The organism is Flavobacterium crocinum (assembly GCF_003122385.1).
Classification (GTDB): domain Bacteria; phylum Bacteroidota; class Bacteroidia; order Flavobacteriales; family Flavobacteriaceae; genus Flavobacterium; species Flavobacterium crocinum.
Genome location: NZ_CP029255.1, coordinates 3,238,917 through 3,264,763, shown reverse-complemented (window position 1 = coordinate 3,264,763; position 25,847 = coordinate 3,238,917). Strand labels below are relative to the sequence as shown.

Genomic DNA, 25,847 nt, shown 5'->3' with positions numbered 1-25,847 from the left:
AGATGATTAATAGAAGTGGATTATCTCATAATAGACAACCAGCCTTTTTTAACCGTTCCATCTCCAATGGTGATCACATAAAAATAAGTACCTGTTGGCAACATATCCCCTCTATTAATAACTCCGGATACATTTGCTGTTCCGTCCCAATCATTTTCATAGTGCGTTTTACTGTACACTAATGCTCCGTATCTGTTAAATACTTTCAACTCATTGTTTGGATAAGATTCGATACAATCAATTCTGAACAGATCATTTTTTCCGTCATTATTTGGCGTAAACTCATTGTAAACTGTCAAACAAATTGGTTCTAATGTAACTGAAGCTGAATTATTTGATGGATCAACATCTAAAGGAGTTGAAGTTTCAACTGTTGCAACGACGGTATAATTTCCATTAGGCAATACTTGTGCAACGATTGTCAATACCACGCTTTGTCCTGCATTTAGTCTAGGAATTGTCCAAAGCTGTGTATTTGGATCGTATGTTCCCGATGTAGCAGATGAGCTAACTAATTCTAAACCGCTTGGAAGTAGATCACTTACAATAGTATTTATGAAATCACCTTCTCCAACATTGTTAACCGTAATCGTAAAGGTCACCTGATCACCAAAATTTGGAGTTGGATTATCAACTGTATGAGTGATTGTTAAATCTGAACAGCTTGTTACACTAACATTTAATGTTTTGGTTGTTCTTTCATCACAAGTATTGGTATAAGTAACGCTAACTGTTCCAGGGCCTACGTCTGACCAGGAAACTGTAACAGATCCATCTGCAGAACCTCCTCCGGTTACAATTGTACCTCCGTTAATAGTCCATACATAATCCGATTTTCCATTTGCAATTGAATATGTCACCCCTTTGAATACACAAGGAGTATCATCTGTTGTTGCAATTTGATAAGCCGCATCATTTTCAAACGAAACAGTTATCGCTAATCTTGGTCCGTTATCACAACCATTAGTTGTGTTAGCCAAAGCTCCAGCATAATATGTTGTTGCTGTAAGCGGTGTATTAGTAGCTAATGGTGTTCCTCCAGTTGCTGTAGTATACCAAACCACATTTGCTTCATTTACTAAAATACTAGCTAATGTTGGCAAAGCTGACAAACAGAACGTCTGAGCTGTTCTTGGAGTTGTAATTACTCCAGGAGCATTTACATTTACGGTAACCGCAAGTCTAACCGGATTTTCACAACCAATTGCACTAGAAACCGCTCCATAATAAATACCTGTTGTAAGTGCAGTTGTAGCCGCAAGTGCTGTTCCTCCTGTTGCTGTGGTATACCAAACTACATTTGCTTCATTTACTTGAATATTAGCAACTGTTGGCGAATTAAGCGTACAGAAATTTTGAGTAGCGTTATTAGTCGTTGGTGTCGCACTTGGGTTGACAACTGTAACAGTTACTTGTAAACGAGTTGTACTTTCACAAGCTGTTGCCGCATCAACAATATTTCCGTAATAAACTCCGGACATTAATAATGTACCTGCTGGTAGTGCTGTTCCTCCTGTAGCTGCTGTATACCAGGTTACATTACTTTCGTTTACCTGAATGTTAGCTATTGTAGGAGCAGAAGTAGAACAGAAAGTTTGTGTTGCATTGTTAGTTGTTGGATTTATAGTATTTCCAACTGTAACTGCTACTTGTAATCTTACACTACTTTCACAACCTGTTACCGGATCTTTTATAGCTCCAAAATAAGTAGCTGTTGTTAATGCAGCTGTTGAAGCTAAAACAGTTCCACCAGTTTGTGTTGTATACCAAACTACATTGCTTTCATTTACCTGAATATTAGCAACTGTTGGGTTTGTTCCGGAACAGAAAGTTTGTGTTGCTGCATTTGTTGTTGGTGTAGCAGGATCTGTTACACTCACCGCAACTTGTAATCTTACTGAACTTTGGCAACCTGTCGTTGCATCTAATAACGCAGCGTAATAGGTTCCGCTTGTTAAAGCTGTTGTTGCAGGAATTGCTGTTCCGCCTGTTGCTGTTGCATACCAAACTACATTAGTTTCGTTTGTCTGAATACTTGCAAATGTCGGAGCATTTACTAAACAAAAATCTTGTGTTGCATCTGCAGTAGTTGGAGTTCCAGGATCTGAAACTGTAACTGCAACCATTAATCTTGTTGCACTTTCACAACCTGTTGTTGCATCTGTTAAAGCTGCATAATATGTTCCACTTGTTAAGGCTGTCGTAGCCGGAATTGCTGTTCCACCTGTTGCTGTTGCATACCAAACTACATTAGTTTCGTTTGTTTGAATACTCGCAAATGTTGGAGCATTTACTAAACAGAAATCTTGTGTTGCATCTACAGTAGTTGGAGTTCCAGGATCTGAAACTGTAATTGTTACAACTAGTCTCACTGAACTTTCACAACCAGTTACAGCATCTAATAATGCAGCATAATAGGTTCCGCTTGTTAAAGCTGTTGCAGATGGAATTGCTGTTCCTCCAGTTGCAACATTATACCAAACCACATTTGTTTCATTAGTCTGAATACTTGCAAATGTTGGAGCATTTACTAAACAGAAATCCTGTGTTGTATCTGCTGTTGTCGGTGTTGCAGGATCTGTTACGCTTACTGCAACTTGCAATCTCACTAAACTTTCACAACCTGTCGTAGCATCCAATAATGATGCGTAATATGTTCCACTTGTTAGTGTTGTTGTTGAAGGAATTGCTGTTCCTCCTGTTGCAGCATTATACCAAACCACATTCGTTTCGTTGGTTTGAATACTCGCAAATGTCGGAGCATTTACTAAACAGAAATCTTGTGTGGTATCTGTCGTAGTTGGTGTTCCAGGATCTGAAACTGTAACGGCAACCATCAATCTGGTAGCGCTTTCACAACCTGTCCCTGCATCTGTTAAAGCTGCATAGTATGTTCCACTTGTCAAAGCTGTCGTAGCCGGAATTGATGTTCCGCCTGTTGCTGTTGCATACCAAACTACATTAGTTTCGTTTGTTTGAATACTCGCAAATGTTGGAGCATTTACTAAACAGAAATCCTGTGTTGCATCTGTGGTGGTTGGAGTACCAGGATCTGAAACAGTAATCGCAACCATCAATCTTGTTGCACTTTCACAACTTGTTGTTGCATCTAATAATGCAGCATAATATGTACCGCTTGTTAAAGCTGTTGTCGATGCAATTGCTGTTCCACCTGTTGGAGCATCATACCAAACTACATTGGTTTCGTTTGTCTGAATACTTGCAAAAGTTGGAGCATTTACTAAACAGAAATCTTGTGTTGCATCTGTTGTGGTTGGTGTTCCAGGATCTGATACAGTAACTGCAACCATTAGTCTGGTAGCACTTTCACATCCTGTTGTTGCATCTAATAATGCAGCATAGTATGTTCCGCTTGTTAAGGCTGTTGTAGCAGGAATTGCTGTTCCACCTGTTGCTGTTGTATACCAAACTACGTTAGTTTCGTTTGTCTGAATACTTGCAAATGTCGGAGTATTTACTAAACAGAAATCTTGTGTTGTATCTGTTGTTGTTGGAGTTCCAGGATCTGAAACAGTAACCGCAACCATCAATCTTGTTGCACTTTCGCAACCTGTAGCTGCATCTGTTAAAGCTGCATAATATGTTCCACTTGTTAAAGCTGTTGCAGAAGGAATTGCCGTTCCGCCTGTTGGAGCATCATACCAAACTATATTTGTTTCATTTGTTTGAATACTTGCAAATGTTGGAGCATTTACTAAACAGAAATCTTGTGTTGCATCTGTTGTTGTTGGCGTTCCAGGATCAGAAACTGTAATCGTTACAGCTAATCTCACTGAACTTTCACACCCTGTTGTCGCATCCAATAATGCAGCATAGTATATTCCGCTTGTCAAAGCTGTTGTCGATGCAATTGCTGTTCCACCTGTTGGAACATCATACCAAACTACATTGGTTTCGTTTGTCTGAATACTAGCAAAAGTTGGAGCATTTACTAAACAGAAATCTTGTGTTGTATCTGTTGTTGTCGGTGTTGCAGGATCTGTTACACTTACCGCAACTTGTAATCTCACTAAACTTTCACAACCTGTTGTTGCATCTAATAATGCAGCATAGTAAGTTCCGCTTGTTAAAGCTGTTGCTGCCGGAATTGCTGTTCCGCCTGTTGCAGTTGCATACCAGACTACATTAGTTTCATTTGTCTGAATACTTGCAAATGTCGGAGTATTTACTAAACAGAAATCTTGTGTTGTATCTGTTGTGGTTGGAGTTCCAGGATCATTAACTGAAATTGTAATAGCTAGCCTTACACTACTCTCACAACCTGTAATCGCATCTGTCGCTGCCGCATAATAAATACCGCTTGATAAAGCCGCAGTTGATGCCAGTGGCGTTCCGCCTGTTGCTACATTATACCAGACAACATTAGTTTCATTTACCTGAATGCTTGCAATTGTTGGATTATCTTCTAAACAGAAATCTTGTGTTGTATCTGTTGTAGTTGGCGTATTGGGATCGCTAATCATGATTACTGCATCTTGTAGAGTACCCGCAAGATTCTCACAAGTATTAGTACTTGAAACAGCCACATAATACGTAATTGGACTCTGTGCTTTTGTTAATCCTGTAGCCGTTAATACACCTGCAGCATCAATTACATAAGTTACTCCTGCTATAACAGAACCATTAGTAATTGGTTGTGTTTTATTAGCATCTAAATACCATGTAAACACCGCACTACTTAATGAAGGTGCAGTTGGTGTTAATGATGCAGGTGTACTATGACAAACTGTTACATCATCTACCAAAATATTATTCATTGTTGAAGGAGGCAGAATAGTAAACGTAATTTGTTTTCTATTTGCTTCTGTAGTCTCACAGAATTGATCAGAACTTACTCCAACATAATAAGTGTAAGTTCCGGGAGCTAGTCCGTTTACAACTAATTGTGCTGTCGTCTCACCCGGAATCAACTGATGAGTTGCTCCATTAAGGCTATACCAGTGGTAAACCGGATTAGTTAAAACTGGTGTTCCACTTAAACCAGTAGCCAGAGTTACTGTTCCGAAAGGAGAACAAATTGATGTGGCAGTTCCTCCATTTAGCGTAATATCTGTTAAAGCATTTACCGGAGAAGAAGCTTTTACCTCAACAGTTACTTCACCTCTTGCATAATTTTCACAACCATATCTTACTGGCTGCACATAATATCTGTAAATACCTGTTGTTAAATTATCCGGCACTGTAAAAGTAGGTCCAGTAGCCACTAAATTTCCTCCTGTCTCTGCGTCATACCATCGATAAGTCGAACAAGCGACTTCGGGAATTTGAAGTTCAATCTCGGTTCCTGGACAGACCGTAATTTTATTCTGCGGATCTGCACCAATAACTGTGGTATTAGCTGTTCTTTCTACAGTATGAACTCTTAAGAAATCTAACACTCCAGCAACACCTCCTAAACGGATTCTAACTCTATCATAAATTTCTGTTGGAGAAGATACTAGTACCATTGCCAATGTATTTCCTGGCAATAATTTTATGCTTAATAAAGTACTAGTGTTTTGAATTGGAGCACCAACTGCTACATTTCCTAAATAACGTTGAACTGAAAATCCTGTAAGCAGATTCACGCTTAAAAGAGTTCCTGGTTTTGAAACCACAATTCTTAAAGTATCGCTAATAACAGATGGTGTTTTAAATTGCACCGTTAAATCTGCAGCTGCCGCAACTCCAACTCCACTGTACATTGTAGCAAAAGTTGTTACGTCATTATCAGCAACATTCCAAGCATCACTTACTCCTATTAAAGCAGTTGCTGCCCCCACAGGAAGATTTATATCTGTTGCACCATAAAAAATATCCTGAATATCTCCTGGAGTACAAGTTACAGCAGTAACTGGTTTATTATAATGAGCATCAAAGACTTTTGTATTTTGAGCAACACTTAAAACTGAAGAAGATACAATACGAATGCCATCATAATCTTGTGGACCGGAAGCATCTGAAGGAACAAATGTAAACTCATAAGTATTATCTCCTGAAAGTAAATTTAATAATGATCCTGATACTGGCTGTCCCGTACCAATAAGATTGCCATTTCTTGTCCCTACTACTGATAAATTCTGACCAACAGCTAATAAACTGTATTCAGAACCTAATTTTACAGTAACCGGAGTTCCTTTAGCAATAGTTGTTGACCAAGTTAAATTTTGCCACGTTGTCCCAATACCTAAAAGTCCTAAACCTGTCGTGATTGTTGAAAATGTCTGAGGGTTTCCATCGACCGCATTTGGTTCATTTGAAACATCCCCTGTAATTATAGAACCTTTCGTTTGTCCTGTAGCATAAACTCGTTCTGTTAAGTTTTGACAACTTGTAAGGTCTATTACATTGATTATTTTAGTTGTGGTAGTAGTACAAGTCCCAATAGTTGCTACAGCAGTATAAGTGTAAACTCCCGGAACATTTAACGGTCCAGTTGTAAACGGAGGGCCTGCAATTGCAACTCCTTGCGGATTAAACCATGTAATGGTTCCTGTAGAAGTAGCATTTAATACAACATCAGTTCCAACATTTACAGATTCTTGCGGATTAGTTACCACTAGAGTTGGCACTTCATTAATTGTCACGGTCACAAACTGCTTAGCTGACGGACAAGTGCTTGTAGGACTCTGTGCTTCTATAGAATAAATACCACTTACTGTTACATTTGCTGCAGCATCTGCTGTCATTACATTATTTGAAGGATCATAAAAAGTATAAGTAACGGTTGAATCAAAATTAGTGATTGCGTTAGCCAAATTAGCGCTTCCACAAGCTTGCAAAGGAGTAGTGATAAGCGTTAAAGACGTTGTTGAAGGAGAGTTAATAGTTACTTGTTTTAAATCACCATTCACGTTTTCGCAAGTACCCCCATTAACAGCAGAGATAAAATAATTATAATTAGTTCCGCTAGCTAAACCTGAAATACTAAGCACTCCATTAGCATCTTTTGCAAATGTTACCGTTCCAATTGTAGTTCCATTTACAATTTCCTGAGATTTATTCTGATCTGTATAATATTTAAATTGAGCTCCCGCAATAGCAGAAGATGGAGTTAAAACAGCGGTTCCTGTACAAGTAGCTTCAACTGGACTTGTTATTGCAATATTTGCCGCTGTTGGAATTGGCAAGACATTTACCGTAACTGCTTGACGTAAACTGTTCACACAAGTTCCACGTGTTGATTGCAAGTAGTATGTTGTTGTAGCTGTTAATGGTCCTGTTGGATTCACTGTTACAGGATTTCCGCCAGTTGCAGAATCGTACCATTCAAAAATTTCTCCTGGTACTGGAGTTACAGATAAATTAGCTGTTTGTCCAGCACAAATTGGTGCTGCAGCTCCTGTAATTGTAGCATTTGGATATCGATATGCAGCCTGATAAATATATAAATTACTTAATAATGTTGCTGTTCCTCCTAATCTAACTTCAACACGATCAAATGGGGCTGTTGCAACAAAACTTGCTTTAAATTTATTTCCGGATAATAATTGAATATTTAATAAGTTATTATTTATTGCTATCCTGTCATTATTATAAGTTGCTCCATTGTAAGTCGCTAAAGTAATATTAGACAAAACGCTAATATCAAGAAGGCCACCAGGAACTTCTAAATCAACATCAATAATATCACCCGTCTGTCCTGGATTTCCAAAAATCAACTGCTGTTGAAGATAAGCTCCCACACCAATTGGTACGCTAAGTTGTGAAAATGTGTTAATGTTACCATCAACGGCGAAACCTGGATTGGTAGGCGTACATAAAACGCACAATAAACCATCATTTGAAGAGATTTCTGTACCTGCTTGTAAACAAGTGCTCGTATTCGCAATTACAGTAACATTAATTACACCTCTTACAGAATTAGCACAATCTGTTAAAACATTTACAGCTTCAACATAATAGGTTTTATTAGCAGTTAATGCTGGACTAGGAGTATAAGTTGCTGTATTAAAAGCAATCGAAGCACCACCTGTTGGCACATCGTACCAATTGTATCGAACACCACCTGCTGGATTTTGAACCGCCAATGTAATTGTTTGCCCAGAATGAATAATTAATTCTGATGATGCAAATGTTGGTGTTGCAGGCACTGGACTAACAAGTAAATTAACTGGTGTACGTACTGATGAAACACAAGCACCAATAGCGGCTTCTACAAAATAATCTGTATTTACCGACAAAGCAGGAGTTGTAAATGAATTACCCGTAAATACTAAATTTCCACCAGTAGCAGCATCATACCAATTATAAGTAGTACCAGCAACCGGAGCCTGCACAGTTATAGTCGTAGATTGTCCGCTACAAATTGTCGATGGAGAAAAAGTAACAATAGGATTTACCGGAATATCTACTGAAACCTGAACAGGGTTTCTTTCACTATTCACACAACCATTTCTTGTTACTTGAACATAATAAGTAGTTGAAGCTGTTAAAACAGGAGTAGTAAATGCTGCAGTAGAAGCTAATGAAGTTCCGCCAGTAGCTGCACTATACCAATTAACCGTTTCACCAACAGCAAGAGCTGCTGTTAATGTAGCTGTTTGTCCACTACAAATTGTTGTATTCCCAGTTACAGTTGGTGCTTTATATCTATAAGTTGCCTGATAAATATCGACTCTTGATAAAACGGCTGCCACAGCTCCTAATCTAATTTCTACACGATCAAAATTAGCTCCGGCAGTAACACTTGCTCTAAAGCGATTTCCAGATAATAATTGTAAAGTGATTAAAGGATTTGTTATTGCTACTCTATCATTATTATAGGTTGCACCATTATAAGTTGCTAAACTCACAGCACCTAATAAAGTAAGATCGGCTAAACCTCCTGGCAATTCAAGATCCACATCAACAATATCTCCTGCTTTTCCAGGATTGTTAAATTGCAATGTCTGCTGTATTGATGCTGCAACTCCCACTGGAACACTTAAAGTCGCAGCTGTTGCAGGATTGCCATCTACAGAATTATTTAAGTTAGTAGCATTACACAATAAACATATACCAACTTGAGTAGTTGACTGACTACTGGCTTCAAGACATCCTCCTAAAGCTGATGGCTGAACCGTTACAGTAACCGGTACTCTAGTTGCACTAACACAATTCCCATTTGGACTCTGTGCTTCAACATAATAAGTTTTAGTCGCTGTTAAAATTGGTGTAATAAAAGTAGCTGTATTTGTCGCAACCGCCGTTCCGCCTGTAGCATTTTCATACCAATTTAATTGTACTCCTGCTTCAGAAGTCGTTGCGTTTAACGTTGCATTCTGACCAGATTGTATAGTCACACTTTGAGTAAGAACAGTAGGTGTAGCTGGTACCGCTGTCGAAGCAACATTAACCTGAGTACGGGAACTAACACAACTTCCAATAGAAGCTCCTACATAAAATGAAGTAGTTCCCAAAGGAACTGTTGGCGAATAAGTATTTCCTGTTGCTAATGCAGTTGTAGCAGTTGCTGTAGCATACCATGAATAAGTTGTACCTGGTACCGGATTTAAAACCGATAAAGTCGTTTGCTGGGTCGCCCCAGTAGAACAAACATTAAGACCAACATTGCTAATTGCCGGAGCAACTGGATTAGAAACATTTAAAACCACAGGCACACGAACATTTCCTTCGCAACCCGCAGCTCTGGTTATTCCTATATAATATGTAGTATTTGATGTTAAAGCAGGAGTAGTATAGGTATTTCCTACTGCTAAAGCTGTGGTAGAAAACTCAGAACTATACCATGCCAACGTAGTACCTGCCGCGGGTGTTGCGGTAAGAGTAGTTGGAATTCCGGCACAAACAGTTTGTGATAAACCACCCGTTACAGTTGGTTGCGCAAATTCTAACCTAACATCATAAAGCCTCAAACTTGTCAAAAGAGCTATCAAACCACCTCCAACTTGAATTTGAATTTGGTTGGTATCACCTGTGATAGGAAATTTTGCAACAGCAACAGTATTACCGCTTAATAAATTTAAATTTAAAAGCGGACTGTTTAAAGCTACACTCGAACCTACATTAGTCCCAGAATTTTTAGCTTGAACCGTTGCACTTGATAACAAAGTTAAATCAAGCAATCCGTTACCTGTACCAAAATATATTGCAACTTGGTCACCCGCCCGGGCTGTTTGGTTTAAAGTCAATGTTTCTTCTGCAAAACACCCAAGAACCGCAACACCATTTGTTAAGGTCGCATACGTGGATAAGCCAGCGCTATCGTAAGCGTTGGCAGGACTATTAACATCTACTCCTAAACACAAAAGCCCTCCTCCTGTACTATTGGTCTGAGACACAGGTCTACAAATAGTCTGAGAGAATGCATTATTGCATAAAAAGAATAAAGTTAAAAGTCCTAATAATCTCATTTGATACTTGAGATTACAAAAAGTAAAGTTTTTTTTCATAATTTGGAAGATTAGAAAATGGACAATAAAACACCTCTTGCAGTAAGTGCACGCACCTACGCAATTAAACAATCAATTAAAAATCAAACAGTTAAAACAAAATCTTTAAACCTAAGATAAGGTCTGCTAATTAAGTTTCGTTAAAAAAATATTATGTTGAATTCGGCATAGCAAAATATGCCAGAGAACAAACCTTACCTCTCTGAGGTAAAAATTGTTCAGTCTTTTGCGAGAAAAATTGATTGTAGTCAATTTTCTCAGAGGAGTGATTTGTTGCAGGTCTAATTTTCATAATGAAAATTTTTAGTTGACGTAGAATTGGGGAAATTCTCTTTTATATAGTTAGGTTCAATTTTTTAAAGAAAGTTGATTAGTCTTTCTCAAAATACTCAAGAATAAAACCTAAGATCTGAACTCGTTTATATCAGCACAAACAGCTTTGCTGTTTTTCATAAATCCGCCGAGCAGGATCCACAAAAAACAAAAGCTTGAAAAATAAAACTTTGGGTAAAAAAATAATTTTAGAAATCGAATAACGATTATATCCATCATTGAGATGAATTAAGCTTAATAGAACAAAAAATAAAGCTAAAATAAAATTGATAAAAGTAATTGTCAATTCCATACGCAGACTTATTATAGGTTATAATTTGGTTTTGGAAAAAAGTACAAACAAAACTTTGTTTAACTTTTCTATATTAAAATTAAAAAAATCCAAAACAGAAAACAAGGATAAAATTCCTATAATTTTTCTCTTAAATCCAAAACCAAATTTTAACAAGCCTCGAAAACATCAGAAAAACCTACTATTTTAACAAAATTAAGCGGTAAAAATTTTCTTAAATAAAAGTTCAACAAAAAATGTTAAATATCAAAAAACAAAGTATAATCCTACATTAAATAAAATTTTATCGACAAAATTATCCGTAATCCAGACCAAATGCACTAAAAAAAGCACACTCGAAAACAATTTGCCAAAACTTTGAAAAATTAGAAGGAAACACGTAGAAATACCTGGAAGAAAATCAAAACAAACTTAAACAAAAGTTAAAAAACAATAAAAAAGGCAAACAATTAACATTAAACTGTTTGCCTTTTAAAAAATGCCGTAAGACTAATTACGACTCAATAATGGTATTAATTTGATTAAATAATTGTCCGTCGCTTAAAAATGCTCCTTGTTTAATCAATTCAAAAATCGAAGTATTTCTTTCGTCAGCAAATACCTTCTTGCCTACTTTCATTTCAATATTATCTGTAAACATATTATCACTTAACCACTGAAGTCCTTCTTTAGTTAAAAAATCAGTTTCAGCAGAAAGAGATTTTAAAACAATTGATTGTATGTAAGCATCAAAACAATGAAACAAAAAGATATGATTTTTCGAAAAATGCTCTAAATACTCTGCTCTGGACAATACTCCTTCCCAAATCAGATCTGAGAACACATCCAGCTCCTGTTCTGCTACTTCTGGCTTATTCTCTTTAAGCTCTTCCCATTCTTTTCTATCTATTGCCTGAGTGGCTAAAAAACTTGCAAATTCAGCATGCAATTCATCAAACTGCTCTTTTGTTAGTCTTGCGTATTTCATTAATTTTTAGATTTTAGATTTTAGATTTATTGGAGTACAAAAAATTCTAAAATTAGATAAAACAAAAAAATCCCGATTTTCATCGGGATTTTTATATAGCGAATAAAACTATTACTTTTCAGCAACGATTTCGTATGGTAATTCAACGATTACATCTCTGTGTAAACGGATGCTTGCATTGTATTTTCCAGTACGTTTAACGATACCGCTAGTGATGAATTTTCTATCGATAGCATTTCCAGATTTCTCTAAAGCTTCAGCGATATCAATGTTAGTGATAGAACCAAAAAGTTTCTCTCCACCAGCTTTTGCGCTAATTTTAATTTCAAGAGCTTTAATAGCTTCAGCTAAAGATTTAGCATCAGCAACAATTTTAGCTTCTTTGTGTGCTCTTTGTTTTAGGTTTTCAGCTAAAACTTTTTTAGCAGAAGGAGTTGCTAAAATTGCAAATCCCTGAGGAATTAAAAAGTTACGACCGTAACCAGGTTTTACAGATACTACATCATCTTTAAATCCTAAGTTTTGTACGTCTTGTTTTAAAATAAGTTCCATGTTGTTGTCCTTATATTTTAGAAGTTAGGTTCTGAGGTAACAGAAACCAGCGACTAGAGTTTTTAATTATTTTAATAAATCGGCCACGTATGGCATTAAAGCTAAGTGACGAGCTCTTTTTACAGCTACAGAAACTTTTCTTTGGTATTTTAATGAAGTTCCAGTTAAACGACGAGGAAGAATTTTTCCTTGCTCATTAACAAATTTCAATAAGAAATCAGCATCTTTATAATCGATGTATTTGATTCCAGATTTTTTGAAACGGCAATACTTTTTAGTTTTGTTAGTTTCAATGTTTAAAGGCGTTAAATATCTGATATCTCCGTCTTTTTTTCCTTTTGCAGATTGCTCAATTGTAGACATAATAATTACGCTTTAGTAGATTTTAATTTAGCTCTTCTTCTCTCCGCCCATGAAATAGCATGTTTATCTAAACTTACAGTTAAGAAACGCATAACTCTTTCATCACGTCTGAATTCAGTTTCAAAAGCTAAAAGAACTTCTCCAGCTACTTTGAATTCGAATAAATGGTAAAAACCACTTTTTTTGTTTTGGATTTCGTAAGCCATTTTTTTAAGACCCCAATCCTCTTTCGATACCATTTCAGCTCCTCTACTAGTAAGAAATTCTTCAAATTTCGTTACTGTTTCCTTCACCTGAACCTCAGATAAAACGGGATTTAAAATGAAAACAGTTTCATAATGATTCATAAATACAATATTTATTTGTTAAAATTGGGTGCAAAAGTAATCATTAAATTTAAATAAACAACTCTTTTTTTCTTTTATTCGTCATAATGCAAAAAATATGCGTTCATTTTAGTTTTTTTTCCAAAAAAAACAATACATTTACTACTGCTATCCTGAATTTATTTTAAATTGACATGTTATGAAACTAAATTGTGTTGTTGTAGATGATAGTTCTATACAGAGGACAATTATTGCCAAATTGGTTAATAATCACCCAGGCCTGCATTTAATTGGTGACTTTTCCAATGCAATTGAAGCAAAAAGTTGTATCTCCTTAAATAATATTGACCTAATATTTCTTGATATAGAAATGCCTGTTATCAATGGTTTTGATTTCCTTGACGGACTAAAATCAAAACCGCAAATTATATTTATCACTTCTAAAGCAGAATATGCTTTAAAAGCTTTTGATTACGATGCTACTGATTATCTTCAGAAGCCAATTGCTGTTGACCGTTTCAATGCTTCAGTCAAAAGAGCAATCGATATGCATTTGCTTAAAAAAGATGTCAAAGAAGAAGAAGGCGAACATATCTTCATCAAAAGTAATTTAAAAAAGCTTAAAATCTTCACTTCAAAAATAAAATGGATTGAGGCTTTTGGTGATTATGTGAGAGTCGTAACAGAAGACGACAGCAACTTAGTGTTATCTACAATGAAATCTTTTGAGAATGATTTATCAAAAGACAAATTCATTCGTGTTCACAAATCATACATTATTAATATAGATAAGGTAGAACGTTTTAATAGTAAATTTGCCGAAATAGGTATTACAAAAATACCTTTAAGCCGCAATAAAAAAGAAGATTTAGTAAAAGCACTTTCTACTCCTTCTTAATTACAGTTAATAAAAATCTACATTAACAACAACTTTTATAGCTCTGTACTGAGCCACAGCTTCAAAACTATTCAGCATTTTCTGGATAGTTTTTTTTGTATTCCCTAAATGCTGATTGTGAGGAATCTTAATTAAGATACTTCTAATATATTCATTTCTAATTCTGCTTATTGCAGGCTCTTCCGGCCCTAAAACCGGAATCCCTAAGTTCTGGCTCAAAACCTGATACAGCCACATAGAACCTTCTTTAAGTTTATCGTAATCACGATGTTTCAAAGTCAGTTTTATAATTCTGAAATAAGGTGGGTATTTATAGATTTGACGATCGTATAACTGCTCCTTATACATACCTATATAATTATGGTTGGTAACCTGCTGAATGGTATTATGATTTGGATTGTAAGTCTGAATCACTACTTTTCCTTGTTTTTCAGATCTTCCTGCTCTTCCTGCAACCTGCGTCATCATTTGAAAACTGCGTTCAAAAGCTCTGAAATCAGGATGGTGCAACATATTATCTGCATTCATAATTCCAACCAGACTCACATTATCAAAATCCAAGCCTTTTGCCAGCATCTGCGTTCCAACCAAAACATCAATCTCCCTATTTTTAAAAGTATCGATAATTTTTTCAAAACCAAATTTACCCCGGGTTGTATCCTGATCCATTCTTCCAATTTTAGCCTTTGGAAAAATGGAAGATAACTCCTGTTCTATTTGTTCAGTTCCAAATCCTTTTGTTGTTAAATCAATACTGGAACAATTATGGCAATTAGTTGGTTTAGCAATAGAATAACCACAATAATGACAACGTAATTGATTTTTATGTTTATGATAAGTCAAACTCACATCACATTGCTGGCAGTGCGGAACATGTCCGCAAGTCATACATTCTATTACAGGAGAATATCCTCTTCTGTTTTGAAACAAAATTACCTGCTCTCCCAACGATAAAGCCTCAGCAATTTCTTCAGTCAAAACATCACTAAAATGGCCTGTCATTCTTTTTCTAAAATACTTGTCTTTTAAATCGACTAAAATAATTTCAGGAAGACGGACATTTTTATAACGTTCTGAAAGCGTAACCAAACCGTATTTATCACTCTTTGTATTAAAATAGGTTTCGATACTTGGAGTTGCAGAACCTAATAATACTTTGGCATTATGAAAATTAGCTAAAACTATTGCAGCATCTCTCGCATGATACCTTGGCGCAGGATCGGTCTGTTTAAAGGTCTGTTCGTGTTCTTCATCAATAACCAACAATCCTAAATCGTTAAAAGGCAAAAATAAAGCCGATCTTGCTCCTATTACAATTTGTGCTTTGGGAGAGTTTTCAAGCGTTTGTCTCCAAACCTCAACCCTTTCATTATTGCTGTATTTGGAATGAAAAACAGCCACTTTATCTCCAAAATGGAGACGTAATCTGGAAACCAATTGCGTTGTAAGAGCAATTTCCGGAAGCAGATATAAAACTTGTTTTCCTGTCTCTAAATATTCTTCAATTAACTTAATGTAGATTTCTGTTTTTCCGCTCGAAGTAACACCATGCAACAGACAAACTTCTTTCTCTGCTAAACTTTCTTTAATTTCCAGAAAAGCTTTCTCCTGCGCCTCACTTAACTGAAGTTCTTTTTCTGATTTTTCTCCATTAAATGAAACACGATCCTGTTGCAAATAATATTCTTCAAAGATTTCCTTTTCTATTAAAGCTTTTACAACGGTAGAAGTTGATCCCGAAACTTCAGTCAATTTCTTAACAGTAATTGGCTTCTTTTCTGAAGCACTAAGCTGAAAATAAGCCAAAACAATCTCTCTTTGTTTATTGGCATTTTTTAAAGTTTCAAGTAATTCTGCCAGTCCATTATCCGATTCGTACTTAGAATGTAATTTCACATAACGAACCAACTTAGGCTTATAGCTTTCTTTGATTTCTTCTTCTAAAAAAATAATATCTCTCGCTATTAATTTCTGCAGAACCGGAAGTATGTTTTTCTTATTTAAAATCGAAGCAATTTCATGAACTGTAAGCGAGCTTTGATGCTGGAGTGCTTCATAAATCAGGAATTCATCATCTGAAAGTTCAGAATCATTTACCAAAATATCTGGTTTATGCGAAACGACTGTTTCACTTTCCAATAATAATCCGCTTGGAAAAGCACCACGATACACGTCACCAATACCACACATATAATAATTCGCCACCCAAAGCCAGTGTTTTATCTGAGTTTCGGTTGCGATTGGTTTTTCGTCTAAAATCTGATGAATTTCTTTGGCTTCATATAGTGTTGGCGCATTTTCATGCACATCTAATACAAGTGCCGTATAAATTTTGCTTTTACCAAAAGGCACTGCTACGCGCATTCCTTTTTTAATAAAATGGAATTCGGCCTCAGAAACACGATATGTAAAAGTTTTTGCTAAGGAAAGCGGTAAAATAACTTCGATAAAAAACATGTAGAAATTTTAAAAAGATTGAAGAATTAATTTGAACTGATAATGTTTAATTTCTTTCAAACCAATTTTCCATTTTAATTCCGTCTAAAAGTTTAAAATCCTTAGTATTATCTGTAACCAAAATTAATTGATTCTCAACTGCAGTTACTCCAATCAAAAGATCAAATTCATCATTTATAGGTTTTCCAATTTTTCTAAGTCTGACTTTCTCAATTGCATATCTCTTAATTGACCCAAAAATTGGAAGTATTGTTAATCCTCTCAGAAAAACGTCAACTGCTTTATTAGACTTTATTGGATCATCACTGTTTTCAGCACCAAAGCGAAGTTCAGCAACTGTTATCTCAGAAATATAACAATTTTCTAAACCTACTTGTTTCACCATTTTATCAAGATTAAGTTTTCCTCTTAAAAAGAATACACAAATACTTGTATCTAATAAATATCCCATTAAAACTTAATTTCTTTGTCCTTAAATTTTCTATTAGATTTTATTTCTGAAACAATTTCCTCTGCAGATTTATCAGATGCAAAAGCTCCAAAAGATTTATAAAAATTATTCTCTTTTGATTTATTGCTTTTTAAAGATTTTGTAAGTCGTTCTATAAGTTCGATTTTATTAGAAAAACTAAGCCCTTCAAATAAGTTTGAATAAGTTTCAAGTATATTTTTATCTGTTACTGTCATTTCGATTTTTCTTAATAATTACAATTACAAAATTAAACTATTTTTAGGCTCTAATTATACACCACTGAGATTTATAAAATTTACTTTTTCTCGAAAGATTTTTGAGCTAAATATTCATCAACCAATTTTAAAGTATGATTCAGAGATTCAATGTTTTTCCAGTCTTCATGGCCCGGAATAATGAACTTTGGATTCTTAAATTTCGCTTTGACTTTCCCTATAGATACTTTCCATTCTTTTACATCAGAATCACCTAAATAACCTAAATCCTGCGCATCGGCACTTTTAACAAAACAGCCTCCATAAAGTACTTTTTCTTTACCAAACCAAACTACAACATTATCCGCAGCATGACCTTTTCCAGGATAATAAACTTCAAATTTATGCTGACCAACTGTAAATGTTGTATCAGTGGGAATTATAAATTTTGCTCTTGGCTCTTTGTTTTTTTTCAGAATATCGTCGGTCAGTTTTATTGAATACGTTTTGATTCCTTTTTTCTTGTAGAAATCAAATCCTCCTGCACGATCTTCATGAGAATGCGTTGCAAAAAGCATAACAACATCTTTATTATGTTTTGCTTTGATAGAATCCAATAACGGCTGAAACTGTGTTTTATCCCAAGGCGCGTCAAAAACCACAACGCCTTTATCTGTTACCAAATATAAAGCATTGGCAGAAATCTTGTTTCCTTTATAATCATTAAAAGTCCTATAAACATAAAAGTCACCCGGAAGATGACTTATTTGTAATGGCGAATTCTTAGATTGCCCAAAAGTATTTGAAACGATTGCTAAAAGTAAAATTATCGAAGCTAATTTTCGCATGTATTGTTTTGATTAATTTTTTACTCGTGTCCAGTATTGCGTTCTTCCCATCAAAGAAATTCCCACATAACCGCGAAGTTTCAATTTATCAGCAGATTCTAACGAAATATAACATTTGTATTTTTTACCCGTTGTTGGATCCAAAATTGTTCCTCCGTTGTATTCAGAACCGTCTTTTTTAAGACCGTTCATAATAACCATTCCTAAAATTGGCTTATTCTTTTCAGCACCATCACATTTTACACAAACATCTTTTTTATGGCTTTCGCGAAGTATATCCACAATCTTCCCGTATATTTTTCCTGATTTCTCGTAAATCTCTACAACAGATTTTGCTTCGCCGGTTTCGTCATCAATTGTTTTCCATTTTCCAATTACACTTTGGCTTTGCATGGTCAGCGCAAAGAAGAACACTCCGATAGTTAGCATCAAATTTTTCATATTATTTTTCTTTTTTTTGTTTTAATTTTCTGATAGAAGCATTCAATTCGAACCCTAAAAGCAGAATCATACAGTTTATCCAAATATAAAACATTAGAATTAATAATGTTCCAATTGAACCATAAAGTTCGTTATATTTTGAGAATTTTATAACCCAAATTCCAAAAAAGAACGAAGATATAACAATTAAGATAGTCGTAAAAACAGAACCGATGCTTATAAAAGATACTTTATTGTACTGTTTTGTACCATAACGCAATAATATCGAAGATGTTATCAAAATCATTAAAACAACAAACAAATATCGTCCTAAAATAATCAGCGGTATACGATCACTCAAAACATCCTGAATAATTGTTTTTTGAATAAAAACCTCAAATACTACTATTGTTGCTACAGTTACAAATAGTATAACTGTCATAACAAGTGAAATAGCTAAAGCTACCAAATATTGCCTAAAAAAACCTCTTTTATCAAAAACGTGTTTAGAAGATTCGAAACCACTTAGAATTCCGTTAATACCATTTGCCATCAAAAAAATAGAAAGCAAAAAACCCGATGATAATAATCCAGAGTGACTATTATTCAAAATATCGCTGATGATTTTGCTAATAGCATCGTACGTATTTGGAGGCACACTCTGCTGGACAAACTGCAAAAAATCTTCCTGAAAATTATCGATTGGAATAAACGGAATTAAGTTCAGAATAAACAGTGCAAAAGGAAATAAAGCCATAAAAAAGCTAAAAGAAACCGCACTGGCATGATACGAAAATGCTCCTTCAAGAATTCCCAAAGTGTACATTTCAAGCAGATCATATAGCGAAAAACCTTCTAACCAAGGTAACTTTATTGTTTTTAAAAGTCGGGCCAAATTCCGTATTACAGGCAATTTCTCAATCCGAGCTTCTATCTCTTGCGACATATTTTTTTGATTTTAGATTGTTGAGTTTAGATTTTAGATTACCAAAATTAACTCATAACTTATAACTCAAAACTCATAACTTCCCTAAAAAGCTTTCAAACTCAAATCCATATTGTAAACGGAATGCGTTAAAGCTCCTGACGAAATATAATTTACGCCACACAAAGCATATTCACGAATAGTTTTTTCGTTGATATTCCCTGAAGATTCTGTCTGACATTTGGATCCAATCAGTTTTACGGCTTCTTTGGTGTCTTCGTAATTAAAGTTGTCAATTAAAATTCTGTGCACGCCTTCACTTTGTAAAATCTCTCTAATTTCATCCAAATTACGAGCTTCTACAATAATCTTTAAATCGAGATTATTTGCCTTTAAGTATTCTTTTGTTTTAGCAATAGCACGAGTAATGCCACCAGCAAAATCAATATGATTGTCTTTTAACATTACCATATCATACAAGGCAAAACGGTGATTTTCTCCTCCACCAATTTTTACTGCCCATTTTTCTGCTACTCTAAAATTCGGTGTTGTTTTTCGAGTATCCAGAATTTTAGCTCCGGTTCCTTCTAAAAGCTGTGCATATTGATTCGTTTTAGTAGCAATTGCTGACATTCTCTGCATCGTATTTAAAACTACTCTTTCGGCTTTTAGAATAGATTGCGAACTTCCTGAAACTTCAAAAACTACTTCTCCGTATTCTACATGAGTTCCGTCTTCGATATACGTTTTCACTTTTAGCTTAGGATCTACGTATTCAAATATCATTTTAGCAAGTTCAACACCGGCAATAATTCCCTGATCTTTTACTAATAATTTTGCCTGACCATGAGCCGTATCAGGAATACAGGCCAGTGAACTATAATCTCCGGTACCAACATCTTCTCTAATGGCATTGCTTATCAAAAGCTGTAATTCTGATTGAAACTGAACTTTACTTATCATTTCCTTATTTTTAATAATACGCTAAATTAGAACTTATTTTATGGAATTAAAAGTTTACTTCCTGCGAAAAGTTTATTATTAACTTAAATTCTGACTTTAATAATCTAGAAAATGCATCTTTTTTTAAACACATAGAAACATAGTTTTACTTTGACTTTAAGAGGCGTTTCACTTACATCAAAGCACATAGCTTCAATTATAATCTATGTGTTAAAATCTAGATTTTTTCTAAATTCTTTGTTGCACTAAATATAAAATCTATGTTTCTATGTGTTTAAATTTTCCGAATAAAATTTGCTTCAACAATTAAAAATATTAAACATCTCTTTTTTAACCATTAAGATAGTATGAAAAATAAAGTTACAATTCTTAACAAAACTTAATCTCTTAATAAGCGATCAATTAAATATCTTTGAGGTTTATTCAAACAAAAATCATGGGATTAATTAAAGATATTTATTCGGTTTCTTTTTACGAAAAATTTAGTCAGGCTGTCGCCGAAGTACATCCGGAGTTTGACAAGCAAAGATTTATTGAAGCCATTTTTGAAGGTGATTTTCCTCAAAAAGAATGGAAAGAAAGAATGAAACATACAACAGTTGTATTTCATCAGTTTATGCCTCAAAATTTTCCTGAAGCCGTTTCATTGATCGATAAAATCATAGGAAATTTAATAAAAAACAACTTTGCAGACAGCAATCTGGCTTTTATTTTCTTTGCCGATTACATTGAGATGTATGGTTTAGACGATTTTAAAACTTCAGCAAAAGCCTTTGTTTCCATTACGCAGTTTATAAGCTGTGAGTTTGCCGTTCGTCCATTCATTTTAAAATACAAAGAACAAATGATAAACGAAATGATAAAATGGTCTCTTCACGAAAATCATCACGTCCGTCGTTTAGCGAGTGAAGGTTCACGCCCGAGATTACCGTGGGCAATGGCAATTCCGTTCCTGAAAAAAGATCCTTCTTCTATCCTTCTCATTCTGGAAAACCTGAAAAATGATTCTTCAGAATATGTCCGCCGAAGCGTTGCCAATAATTTAAATGATATTGCCAAAGATAATCCGCACATTGTACTTGAAATTGCTTCGAGATGGAAAGGTCACAGTAAAGAAACTGACGGAATTATCAAACACGGATCCCGAACTTTATTGAAACAAGGTCATCCTGAAATCCTGAGTCATTATGGTTTAGAAAGCAGTAATATTGAACTTTCGTCTTTCGAAATTAAAACACCGACTGTAAAAATTGGCAATTATCTTCAGTTTCAATTTCATTTAAACAATAAAAACGAAGAACCAAAAACGGTTCGTTTAGAATACGCTGTTCATTACAAAAAAGCAAAAGGGCATCTGGCAAAAAAAGTCTTTAAAATCAGTGAGAAAATCTATCATCCGAATCAAATGATTAAGATTGAAAGAAATCAGTCTTTTAAGTTAATTACAACAAGAGTTTTTTATACTGGAATTCATCAATTATCGATTATAATTAACGGAACAGAAAGTGAAGTTTTAGAATTTGAACTCACTAATTAACTTAACCCAAAACTTATGTGGCATCTGAGAAAATTAATGATTAAACTTAGATTTATATTATACTTAATTCTTTCTGTTTTTATTTTCAGCTCTCAAACTAAAAACGAAGAGACTTTAATTGTTTATTATTCAGCCATAAGCTGTCCTTGTGCACAATGGAAGATAGAGAATAGAAACAATAAAAAGAACATTTATCTCGAGAGAGCCAATGACAAATTATTGGATGCTGATCAAATTTGGGACGGAAGAACTTTGCCCTTAAAATTAAAAGTGAAAGGGCATTTTAAAAAGAAACTTGGAATTCCAAAAGGTTTTTCAACAAAAGGAAATCCAGAGCCTGCAAAAGTATTTTTATATACACAAATCGAAATAGTCAAATAACAAAACAACATTAAAATACTGACTACAAAATACATATACATTAAAATCCTTAAATCTTGTATTTAAAACTAATACATACTCAACGATTTTCCTTATTTTTATAAATACAAAAAACAAGCTTTCTTAATCTAAATTAAGTTACAGATTTCTATCACAACTGTAATTTTGTTTTCAAATCAAATAATACCACATGTCAAATATCAGTTTAATTATCGAAGAACGCGCTGCCAATATTGGCAACTTTATGGTAGGTCGTTTATTGCCTTTCCGTGAAAAAAGAGCTGTCGGGCCATTTGTATTTATCGACCATATGGGACCTGCACATTTAAGTGATCATGAAAATATGGATGTTCCGCCACATCCGCATATTGGACTTTCAACGCTTACATTTTTGTTTGAAGGAAGCATTATGCACCGCGACAGTTTAGGAACAGAATTGGAAATAAAACCAGGCGCTGTAAACTGGATGACTGCTGGAAAAGGAATCGTACATTCCGAAAGAACTCCTGAATATTTAAGACATTCAGATAAAATGCTTCACGGATTACAAATTTGGGTAGCGCTTCCAAAAGAATTGGAGCAAATGGAACCCAATTTTACTCACGTTGAAGCAGATGATATTCCAGCCTGGGAAGAAGATGGCGTTTCATACAAATTAATTGCCGGTGAAGCTTTTGGCAAAAAATCTCCGGTTCCTGTTTATAGTCCGCTTTATTTTATTGAAATAAAAAGTAAAGAAGCTAAGAAAATCAATATCGGAAAGGATTTATTTGGCGAAAGCGGTTTGTACATTTTAGAAGGAAGTATTAAAAACGGCGAACATACATACGATCCAAGACAAATTTTAATTACAACTGAAGCTTCTCTTTGTGAATTTGAAATTGCTGAAAACTCTACTGTTTATATTTTTGGTGGAGAGCCGTTTCCGGAAGAACATTTTATCTTTTGGAACTTCGTTTCTTCAGATAAAAACCTCATCGAAAAAGCTAAAAAAGACTGGACAGAACAAACTTTCCCAAAAGTTCCCGGAGAAACAGAATTTGTGCCATTACCTGAACCAAGAATCAAATAATTTATGGATACAATCTCAGCAAAAATAGATACTCGTTTGTATCGTACAGAAATAAAATCAGCCAGCGATAATGTTTTAATTTCTGATGAACCTCAGGAATTGGGCGGAAAAAATTTAGGCTTAAATCCGACAGAACTTTTAGCCGCTTCATTGGCTTCCTGCACCGTGATTACTTTGCGAATGTATATCAATCGCAAACAATGGGACGTTTCTGAAATCAATGCCAAAATTGATTTTGAAAGGGATTCTGAAAGAGGTGTTTCGGTATTTACACGAAAAATCGAAGTAATTGGCGAAATTAATGACGAACAAAGACAAAGATTAGAAACGATTGCAAACAGCTGTCCAATCCATAAAACATTGACACATTCAATCGAAATCAAAACTACACTAATATAAAAATCATGGAAATTCAACAAATAAACGATACAAGAAGAGGCTATTTTGAAGCCGTAGAAGATGGAAAAGAAGCAGGGAAAATGACGTATACCTGGGCGGGAGATTCCAAATTTATAATTGATCATACAGAAGTAAGTCCTGATTTTAACGGAAAAGGTGTTGGTAAAAAATTAGTTTTAGCCGCTGTAGATTATGCCAGAGCTAATAATGTAAAAATTATTCCGCTTTGTCCTTTTGCAAAAAGTGTTTTTGATAAGGTTGAGGAAATTCGTGATGTACTTTTTTCTTGAAGGGGCTAAGGTTCTGAGTTTTTTTAAACCGCAAAGCGCGCAAAGAATTACGCAAAGTTCGCAAAGATTTTTTAGACAAAGCTTTGCGAACTTTGCGTTACTATTAAGTTAAGCTTGAAAAAAAACCTTGCGTTCTTTGCGGTTAAATTCAACGTAACGAAATTCGGTTTTCAAATTTCCGCAGAAATTCCTATATTTGCGCGTAATTTAATCTTAGAGTATGACAAGAATAATTACAATTTTCTGCTTTTTTATAGCACAAATCGGCTTTTCTCAGACGGCTGAGAGTTATCTAGAAAAAATCAGAAATAATGAAGCGCTCTTAACAGCTTTTTTTCAACAAATGCCAAAAGGAGGCGATTTACACCACCATTTTTCAGGATCCGTTTATGCAGAACCTCTTTTAGAAAGAGCTATTTCAGAAGACTTTTATCTGAATTTACAAACTATGGCCGTTTCTAAAACCAAACCTGAAAATGGAAACTGGGAAAACTTCTCCTCTCTTAAAAATAAAGGAAAATTAGAGTATTACGAACAACAAATCATGCAGACCTGGTCGGTTAAAGATTATAACGGTTCTGTTCCTTCTGATGATCAGTTTTTTGATTCTTTTCAAAAGTTTGAGCCTACAATTCAAGGTCATTTTGCAGAAGGAATGTTAGAATTAAAAAAACGGGCCATTGCAGAAAATGTTTCTTATATCGAAACACAATTATCGACAATTCCTTGTGATATGAATGTTTCTGACTTAACTGATTTCAATACAAAACTTCGCTTAGCTTCTGCTCAAAAAGATGAAAGCGCTGTTCTGAAACTTTTAGATGAATTGTATAAATCACTTCAGAAAAAAGACGCCAAAAAATACGCCGAAGATTTCAATACTAATTTCATTGCAAAACTTCACAAAGATTTAAAAATGGATGATGAAAAATTCACGATGCGTTATCAAAACTTCGTATTGCGTTTTATGGAACCGGTAGATTTATTTAAAAATCTGGTGATTGCTTTTATTTCGTCAAGCGAAAGTAAATTGACTGCAGGTGTAAATATTGTTTCTCCAGAACATGGGGAAACTTCTATGAAGGACTATTGGCTTCATATGGTGATGTTTAAATATTGCCACTCTAAATTTCCTGACGTAAAATATACGCTTCACGCTGGTGAATTGACTTTAGGTTTGGTTCAGCCAGAAGAACTAACATGGCATATTAACGATGCTGTTTACGTTGCAGGCGCTAACAGAATCGGTCACGGAGTTGATATGGCTTACGAAGCCAATTCGTATGATTTATTGAAATATATGGCTCAAAAAAACATTCCAATTGAAATCAATTTAGCGAGCAATGAATTCATTTTAAAAGTAAAAGAAAACAGGCATCCGTTTACGCTTTACAAAGATTTTAATGTGCCAATTGTAATTAGTACAGACGATGCGGGAATTTTAAGAAGCAATATGACCGAACAATATGTTTTATTGGCAAAAAGATATCCTGACGTGAATTATGAAACGATAAAAAAATACGTTTACAACAGTATTAATTACAGTTTTATTCAGGACGCATCGGTTAAAAAACAATTGATTAAAGATTTAGACAATCGTTTTAAAACTTTTGAAGCGAAGTTTTCTAAAAACTAAAAATGTTCAATCTATGCGAAAGTTTCACGCAGATTTTAAACAGATTTAAGCTGATAATTACAGATTATTTTTAACCAAAATGTAAAAATAAAATCTGCTGAATCTGCTAAATCTGCGAGAGTATAATT

At 34.7% G+C, this 25,847-nt stretch carries 19 protein-coding genes; 7 read left to right on the top strand and 12 right to left on the bottom strand.

Annotated elements, in window-relative coordinates:
* Positions 1 to 20 precede the first annotated feature (20 nt).
* The 5 genes from HYN56_RS14665 to rpsF form a co-directional block, all read right to left on the bottom strand.
* Complete coding sequence (locus tag HYN56_RS14665) at positions 21 to 10,394, bottom strand: Ig-like domain-containing protein (protein WP_109192856.1); 10,374 nt, start codon at positions 10,392 to 10,394, stop codon at positions 21 to 23.
* Between the two features lie 1,118 nt (positions 10,395 to 11,512).
* A complete protein-coding gene (locus tag HYN56_RS14655; protein ID WP_109192854.1) occupies positions 11,513 to 11,986 on the bottom strand; it encodes a DUF6495 family protein in 474 nt (157 codons plus the stop codon).
* Positions 11,987 to 12,097: 111 nt separating this feature from the next.
* Positions 12,098 to 12,538, bottom strand: a complete 441-nt coding sequence (gene rplI, locus HYN56_RS14650; RefSeq protein ID WP_109192853.1) for a 50S ribosomal protein L9 — start codon at positions 12,536 to 12,538, stop codon at positions 12,098 to 12,100.
* Between the two features lie 66 nt (positions 12,539 to 12,604).
* Positions 12,605 to 12,901: a 30S ribosomal protein S18 gene (gene rpsR, locus HYN56_RS14645; RefSeq protein WP_002987043.1), complete on the bottom strand. Its 297-nt coding sequence runs from the start codon at positions 12,899 to 12,901 to the stop codon at positions 12,605 to 12,607.
* Between the two features lie 5 nt (positions 12,902 to 12,906).
* Positions 12,907 to 13,248 carry a 30S ribosomal protein S6 gene (gene rpsF, locus HYN56_RS14640; RefSeq protein ID WP_068842999.1) on the bottom strand — a complete coding sequence of 114 codons (342 nt, stop codon included), beginning with the start codon at positions 13,246 to 13,248 and terminating at the stop codon, positions 12,907 to 12,909.
* 178 nt (positions 13,249 to 13,426) lie between these two features.
* On the opposite strand from rpsF, the gene HYN56_RS14635 reads away from it, so the two are divergent.
* Positions 13,427 to 14,125 (top strand): LytR/AlgR family response regulator transcription factor, encoded by a 699-nt coding sequence (locus HYN56_RS14635; RefSeq protein WP_091497027.1) that lies wholly within the window; start codon positions 13,427 to 13,429, stop codon positions 14,123 to 14,125.
* A 6-nt stretch (positions 14,126 to 14,131) separates the two neighbouring features.
* Here the strand turns inward: HYN56_RS14635 and priA are convergent, their stop codons facing one another.
* From priA to nadC, 7 genes are all read right to left on the bottom strand, one after another.
* Positions 14,132 to 16,582, bottom strand: a complete 2,451-nt coding sequence (priA, locus tag HYN56_RS14630; protein WP_109192852.1) for a replication restart helicase PriA — start codon at positions 16,580 to 16,582, stop codon at positions 14,132 to 14,134.
* Positions 16,583 to 16,628: 46 nt separating this feature from the next.
* Positions 16,629 to 17,033 (bottom strand): type II toxin-antitoxin system VapC family toxin, encoded by a 405-nt coding sequence (locus HYN56_RS14625; protein WP_109192851.1) that lies wholly within the window; start codon positions 17,031 to 17,033, stop codon positions 16,629 to 16,631.
* Entirely contained in the window at positions 17,033 to 17,269 is a 237-nt protein-coding gene (locus HYN56_RS14620; RefSeq protein WP_109192850.1) for a hypothetical protein, read from the bottom strand. The genes HYN56_RS14625 and HYN56_RS14620 overlap by 1 nt, the downstream gene beginning before the upstream one ends.
* Positions 17,270 to 17,349: 80 nt before the next feature.
* Positions 17,350 to 18,096, bottom strand: a complete 747-nt coding sequence (gene bla-B1-FLAV, locus HYN56_RS14615; protein ID WP_109192849.1) for a subclass B1 metallo-beta-lactamase — start codon at positions 18,094 to 18,096, stop codon at positions 17,350 to 17,352.
* Positions 18,097 to 18,108: 12 nt separating this feature from the next.
* Positions 18,109 to 18,537: a DUF2147 domain-containing protein gene (locus HYN56_RS14610; protein WP_109192848.1), complete on the bottom strand. Its 429-nt coding sequence runs from the start codon at positions 18,535 to 18,537 to the stop codon at positions 18,109 to 18,111.
* 1 nt (position 18,538) lies between these two features.
* The gene (locus HYN56_RS14605; protein WP_109192847.1) at positions 18,539 to 19,462 is read right to left on the bottom strand and encodes a YihY/virulence factor BrkB family protein; all 924 of its coding nucleotides are present in this window, start codon (positions 19,460 to 19,462) and stop codon (positions 18,539 to 18,541) included.
* 84 nt (positions 19,463 to 19,546) lie between these two features.
* Positions 19,547 to 20,404, bottom strand: a complete 858-nt coding sequence (nadC, locus tag HYN56_RS14600) for a carboxylating nicotinate-nucleotide diphosphorylase (RefSeq protein ID WP_109192846.1) — start codon at positions 20,402 to 20,404, stop codon at positions 19,547 to 19,549.
* A gap of 436 nt (positions 20,405 to 20,840) precedes the next feature.
* Here nadC and HYN56_RS14595 point away from each other — a divergent pair, with 436 nt between their 5' ends.
* The 6 genes from HYN56_RS14595 (at position 20,841) to HYN56_RS14570 (ending at position 25,719) form a co-directional block, all read left to right on the top strand.
* Positions 20,841 to 21,941 carry a DNA alkylation repair protein gene (locus HYN56_RS14595; protein WP_109192845.1) on the top strand — a complete coding sequence of 367 codons (1,101 nt, stop codon included), beginning with the start codon at positions 20,841 to 20,843 and terminating at the stop codon, positions 21,939 to 21,941.
* Between the two features lie 36 nt (positions 21,942 to 21,977).
* Positions 21,978 to 22,322, top strand: coding sequence for a hypothetical protein (locus HYN56_RS14590; RefSeq protein WP_146194595.1), 345 nt, complete (start codon positions 21,978 to 21,980; stop codon positions 22,320 to 22,322).
* A 190-nt stretch (positions 22,323 to 22,512) separates the two neighbouring features.
* Entirely contained in the window at positions 22,513 to 23,394 is an 882-nt protein-coding gene (locus tag HYN56_RS14585; RefSeq protein ID WP_109192843.1) for a pirin family protein, read from the top strand.
* Positions 23,395 to 23,397: 3 nt separating this feature from the next.
* Positions 23,398 to 23,793 (top strand): OsmC family protein, encoded by a 396-nt coding sequence (locus HYN56_RS14580; protein WP_109192842.1) that lies wholly within the window; start codon positions 23,398 to 23,400, stop codon positions 23,791 to 23,793.
* A 5-nt stretch (positions 23,794 to 23,798) separates the two neighbouring features.
* Positions 23,799 to 24,083 carry a GNAT family N-acetyltransferase gene (locus HYN56_RS14575; protein WP_109192841.1) on the top strand — a complete coding sequence of 95 codons (285 nt, stop codon included), beginning with the start codon at positions 23,799 to 23,801 and terminating at the stop codon, positions 24,081 to 24,083.
* Between the two features lie 220 nt (positions 24,084 to 24,303).
* Positions 24,304 to 25,719, top strand: a complete 1,416-nt coding sequence (locus HYN56_RS14570) for an amidohydrolase family protein (protein ID WP_109192840.1) — start codon at positions 24,304 to 24,306, stop codon at positions 25,717 to 25,719.
* The last annotated feature ends 128 nt before the right edge of the window (positions 25,720 to 25,847 follow it).

Bases quoted from the DNA above. Each gene is read 5' to 3' on its own strand.
- HYN56_RS14665 (WP_109192856.1), bottom strand. From the start codon at position 10,394: ATGAAAAAAAACTTTACTTTTTGTAATCTCAAGTATCAAATGAGATTA.
- HYN56_RS14655 (WP_109192854.1), bottom strand. From the start codon at position 11,986: ATGAAATACGCAAGACTAACAAAAGAGCAGTTTGATGAATTGCATGCT.
- rplI (WP_109192853.1), bottom strand. From the start codon at position 12,538: ATGGAACTTATTTTAAAACAAGACGTACAAAACTTAGGATTTAAAGAT.
- rpsR (WP_002987043.1), bottom strand. From the start codon at position 12,901: ATGTCTACAATTGAGCAATCTGCAAAAGGAAAAAAAGACGGAGATATC.
- rpsF (WP_068842999.1), bottom strand. From the start codon at position 13,248: ATGAATCATTATGAAACTGTTTTCATTTTAAATCCCGTTTTATCTGAG.
- HYN56_RS14635 (WP_091497027.1), top strand. From the start codon at position 13,427: ATGAAACTAAATTGTGTTGTTGTAGATGATAGTTCTATACAGAGGACA.
- priA (WP_109192852.1), bottom strand. From the start codon at position 16,582: ATGTTTTTTATCGAAGTTATTTTACCGCTTTCCTTAGCAAAAACTTTT.
- HYN56_RS14625 (WP_109192851.1), bottom strand. From the start codon at position 17,033: ATGGGATATTTATTAGATACAAGTATTTGTGTATTCTTTTTAAGAGGA.
- HYN56_RS14620 (WP_109192850.1), bottom strand. From the start codon at position 17,269: ATGACAGTAACAGATAAAAATATACTTGAAACTTATTCAAACTTATTT.
- bla-B1-FLAV (WP_109192849.1), bottom strand. From the start codon at position 18,096: ATGCGAAAATTAGCTTCGATAATTTTACTTTTAGCAATCGTTTCAAAT.
- HYN56_RS14610 (WP_109192848.1), bottom strand. From the start codon at position 18,537: ATGAAAAATTTGATGCTAACTATCGGAGTGTTCTTCTTTGCGCTGACC.
- HYN56_RS14605 (WP_109192847.1), bottom strand. From the start codon at position 19,462: ATGTCGCAAGAGATAGAAGCTCGGATTGAGAAATTGCCTGTAATACGG.
- nadC (WP_109192846.1), bottom strand. From the start codon at position 20,404: ATGATAAGTAAAGTTCAGTTTCAATCAGAATTACAGCTTTTGATAAGC.
- HYN56_RS14595 (WP_109192845.1), top strand. From the start codon at position 20,841: ATGGGATTAATTAAAGATATTTATTCGGTTTCTTTTTACGAAAAATTT.
- HYN56_RS14590 (WP_146194595.1), top strand. From the start codon at position 21,978: ATGATTAAACTTAGATTTATATTATACTTAATTCTTTCTGTTTTTATT.
- HYN56_RS14585 (WP_109192843.1), top strand. From the start codon at position 22,513: ATGTCAAATATCAGTTTAATTATCGAAGAACGCGCTGCCAATATTGGC.
- HYN56_RS14580 (WP_109192842.1), top strand. From the start codon at position 23,398: ATGGATACAATCTCAGCAAAAATAGATACTCGTTTGTATCGTACAGAA.
- HYN56_RS14575 (WP_109192841.1), top strand. From the start codon at position 23,799: ATGGAAATTCAACAAATAAACGATACAAGAAGAGGCTATTTTGAAGCC.
- HYN56_RS14570 (WP_109192840.1), top strand. From the start codon at position 24,304: ATGACAAGAATAATTACAATTTTCTGCTTTTTTATAGCACAAATCGGC.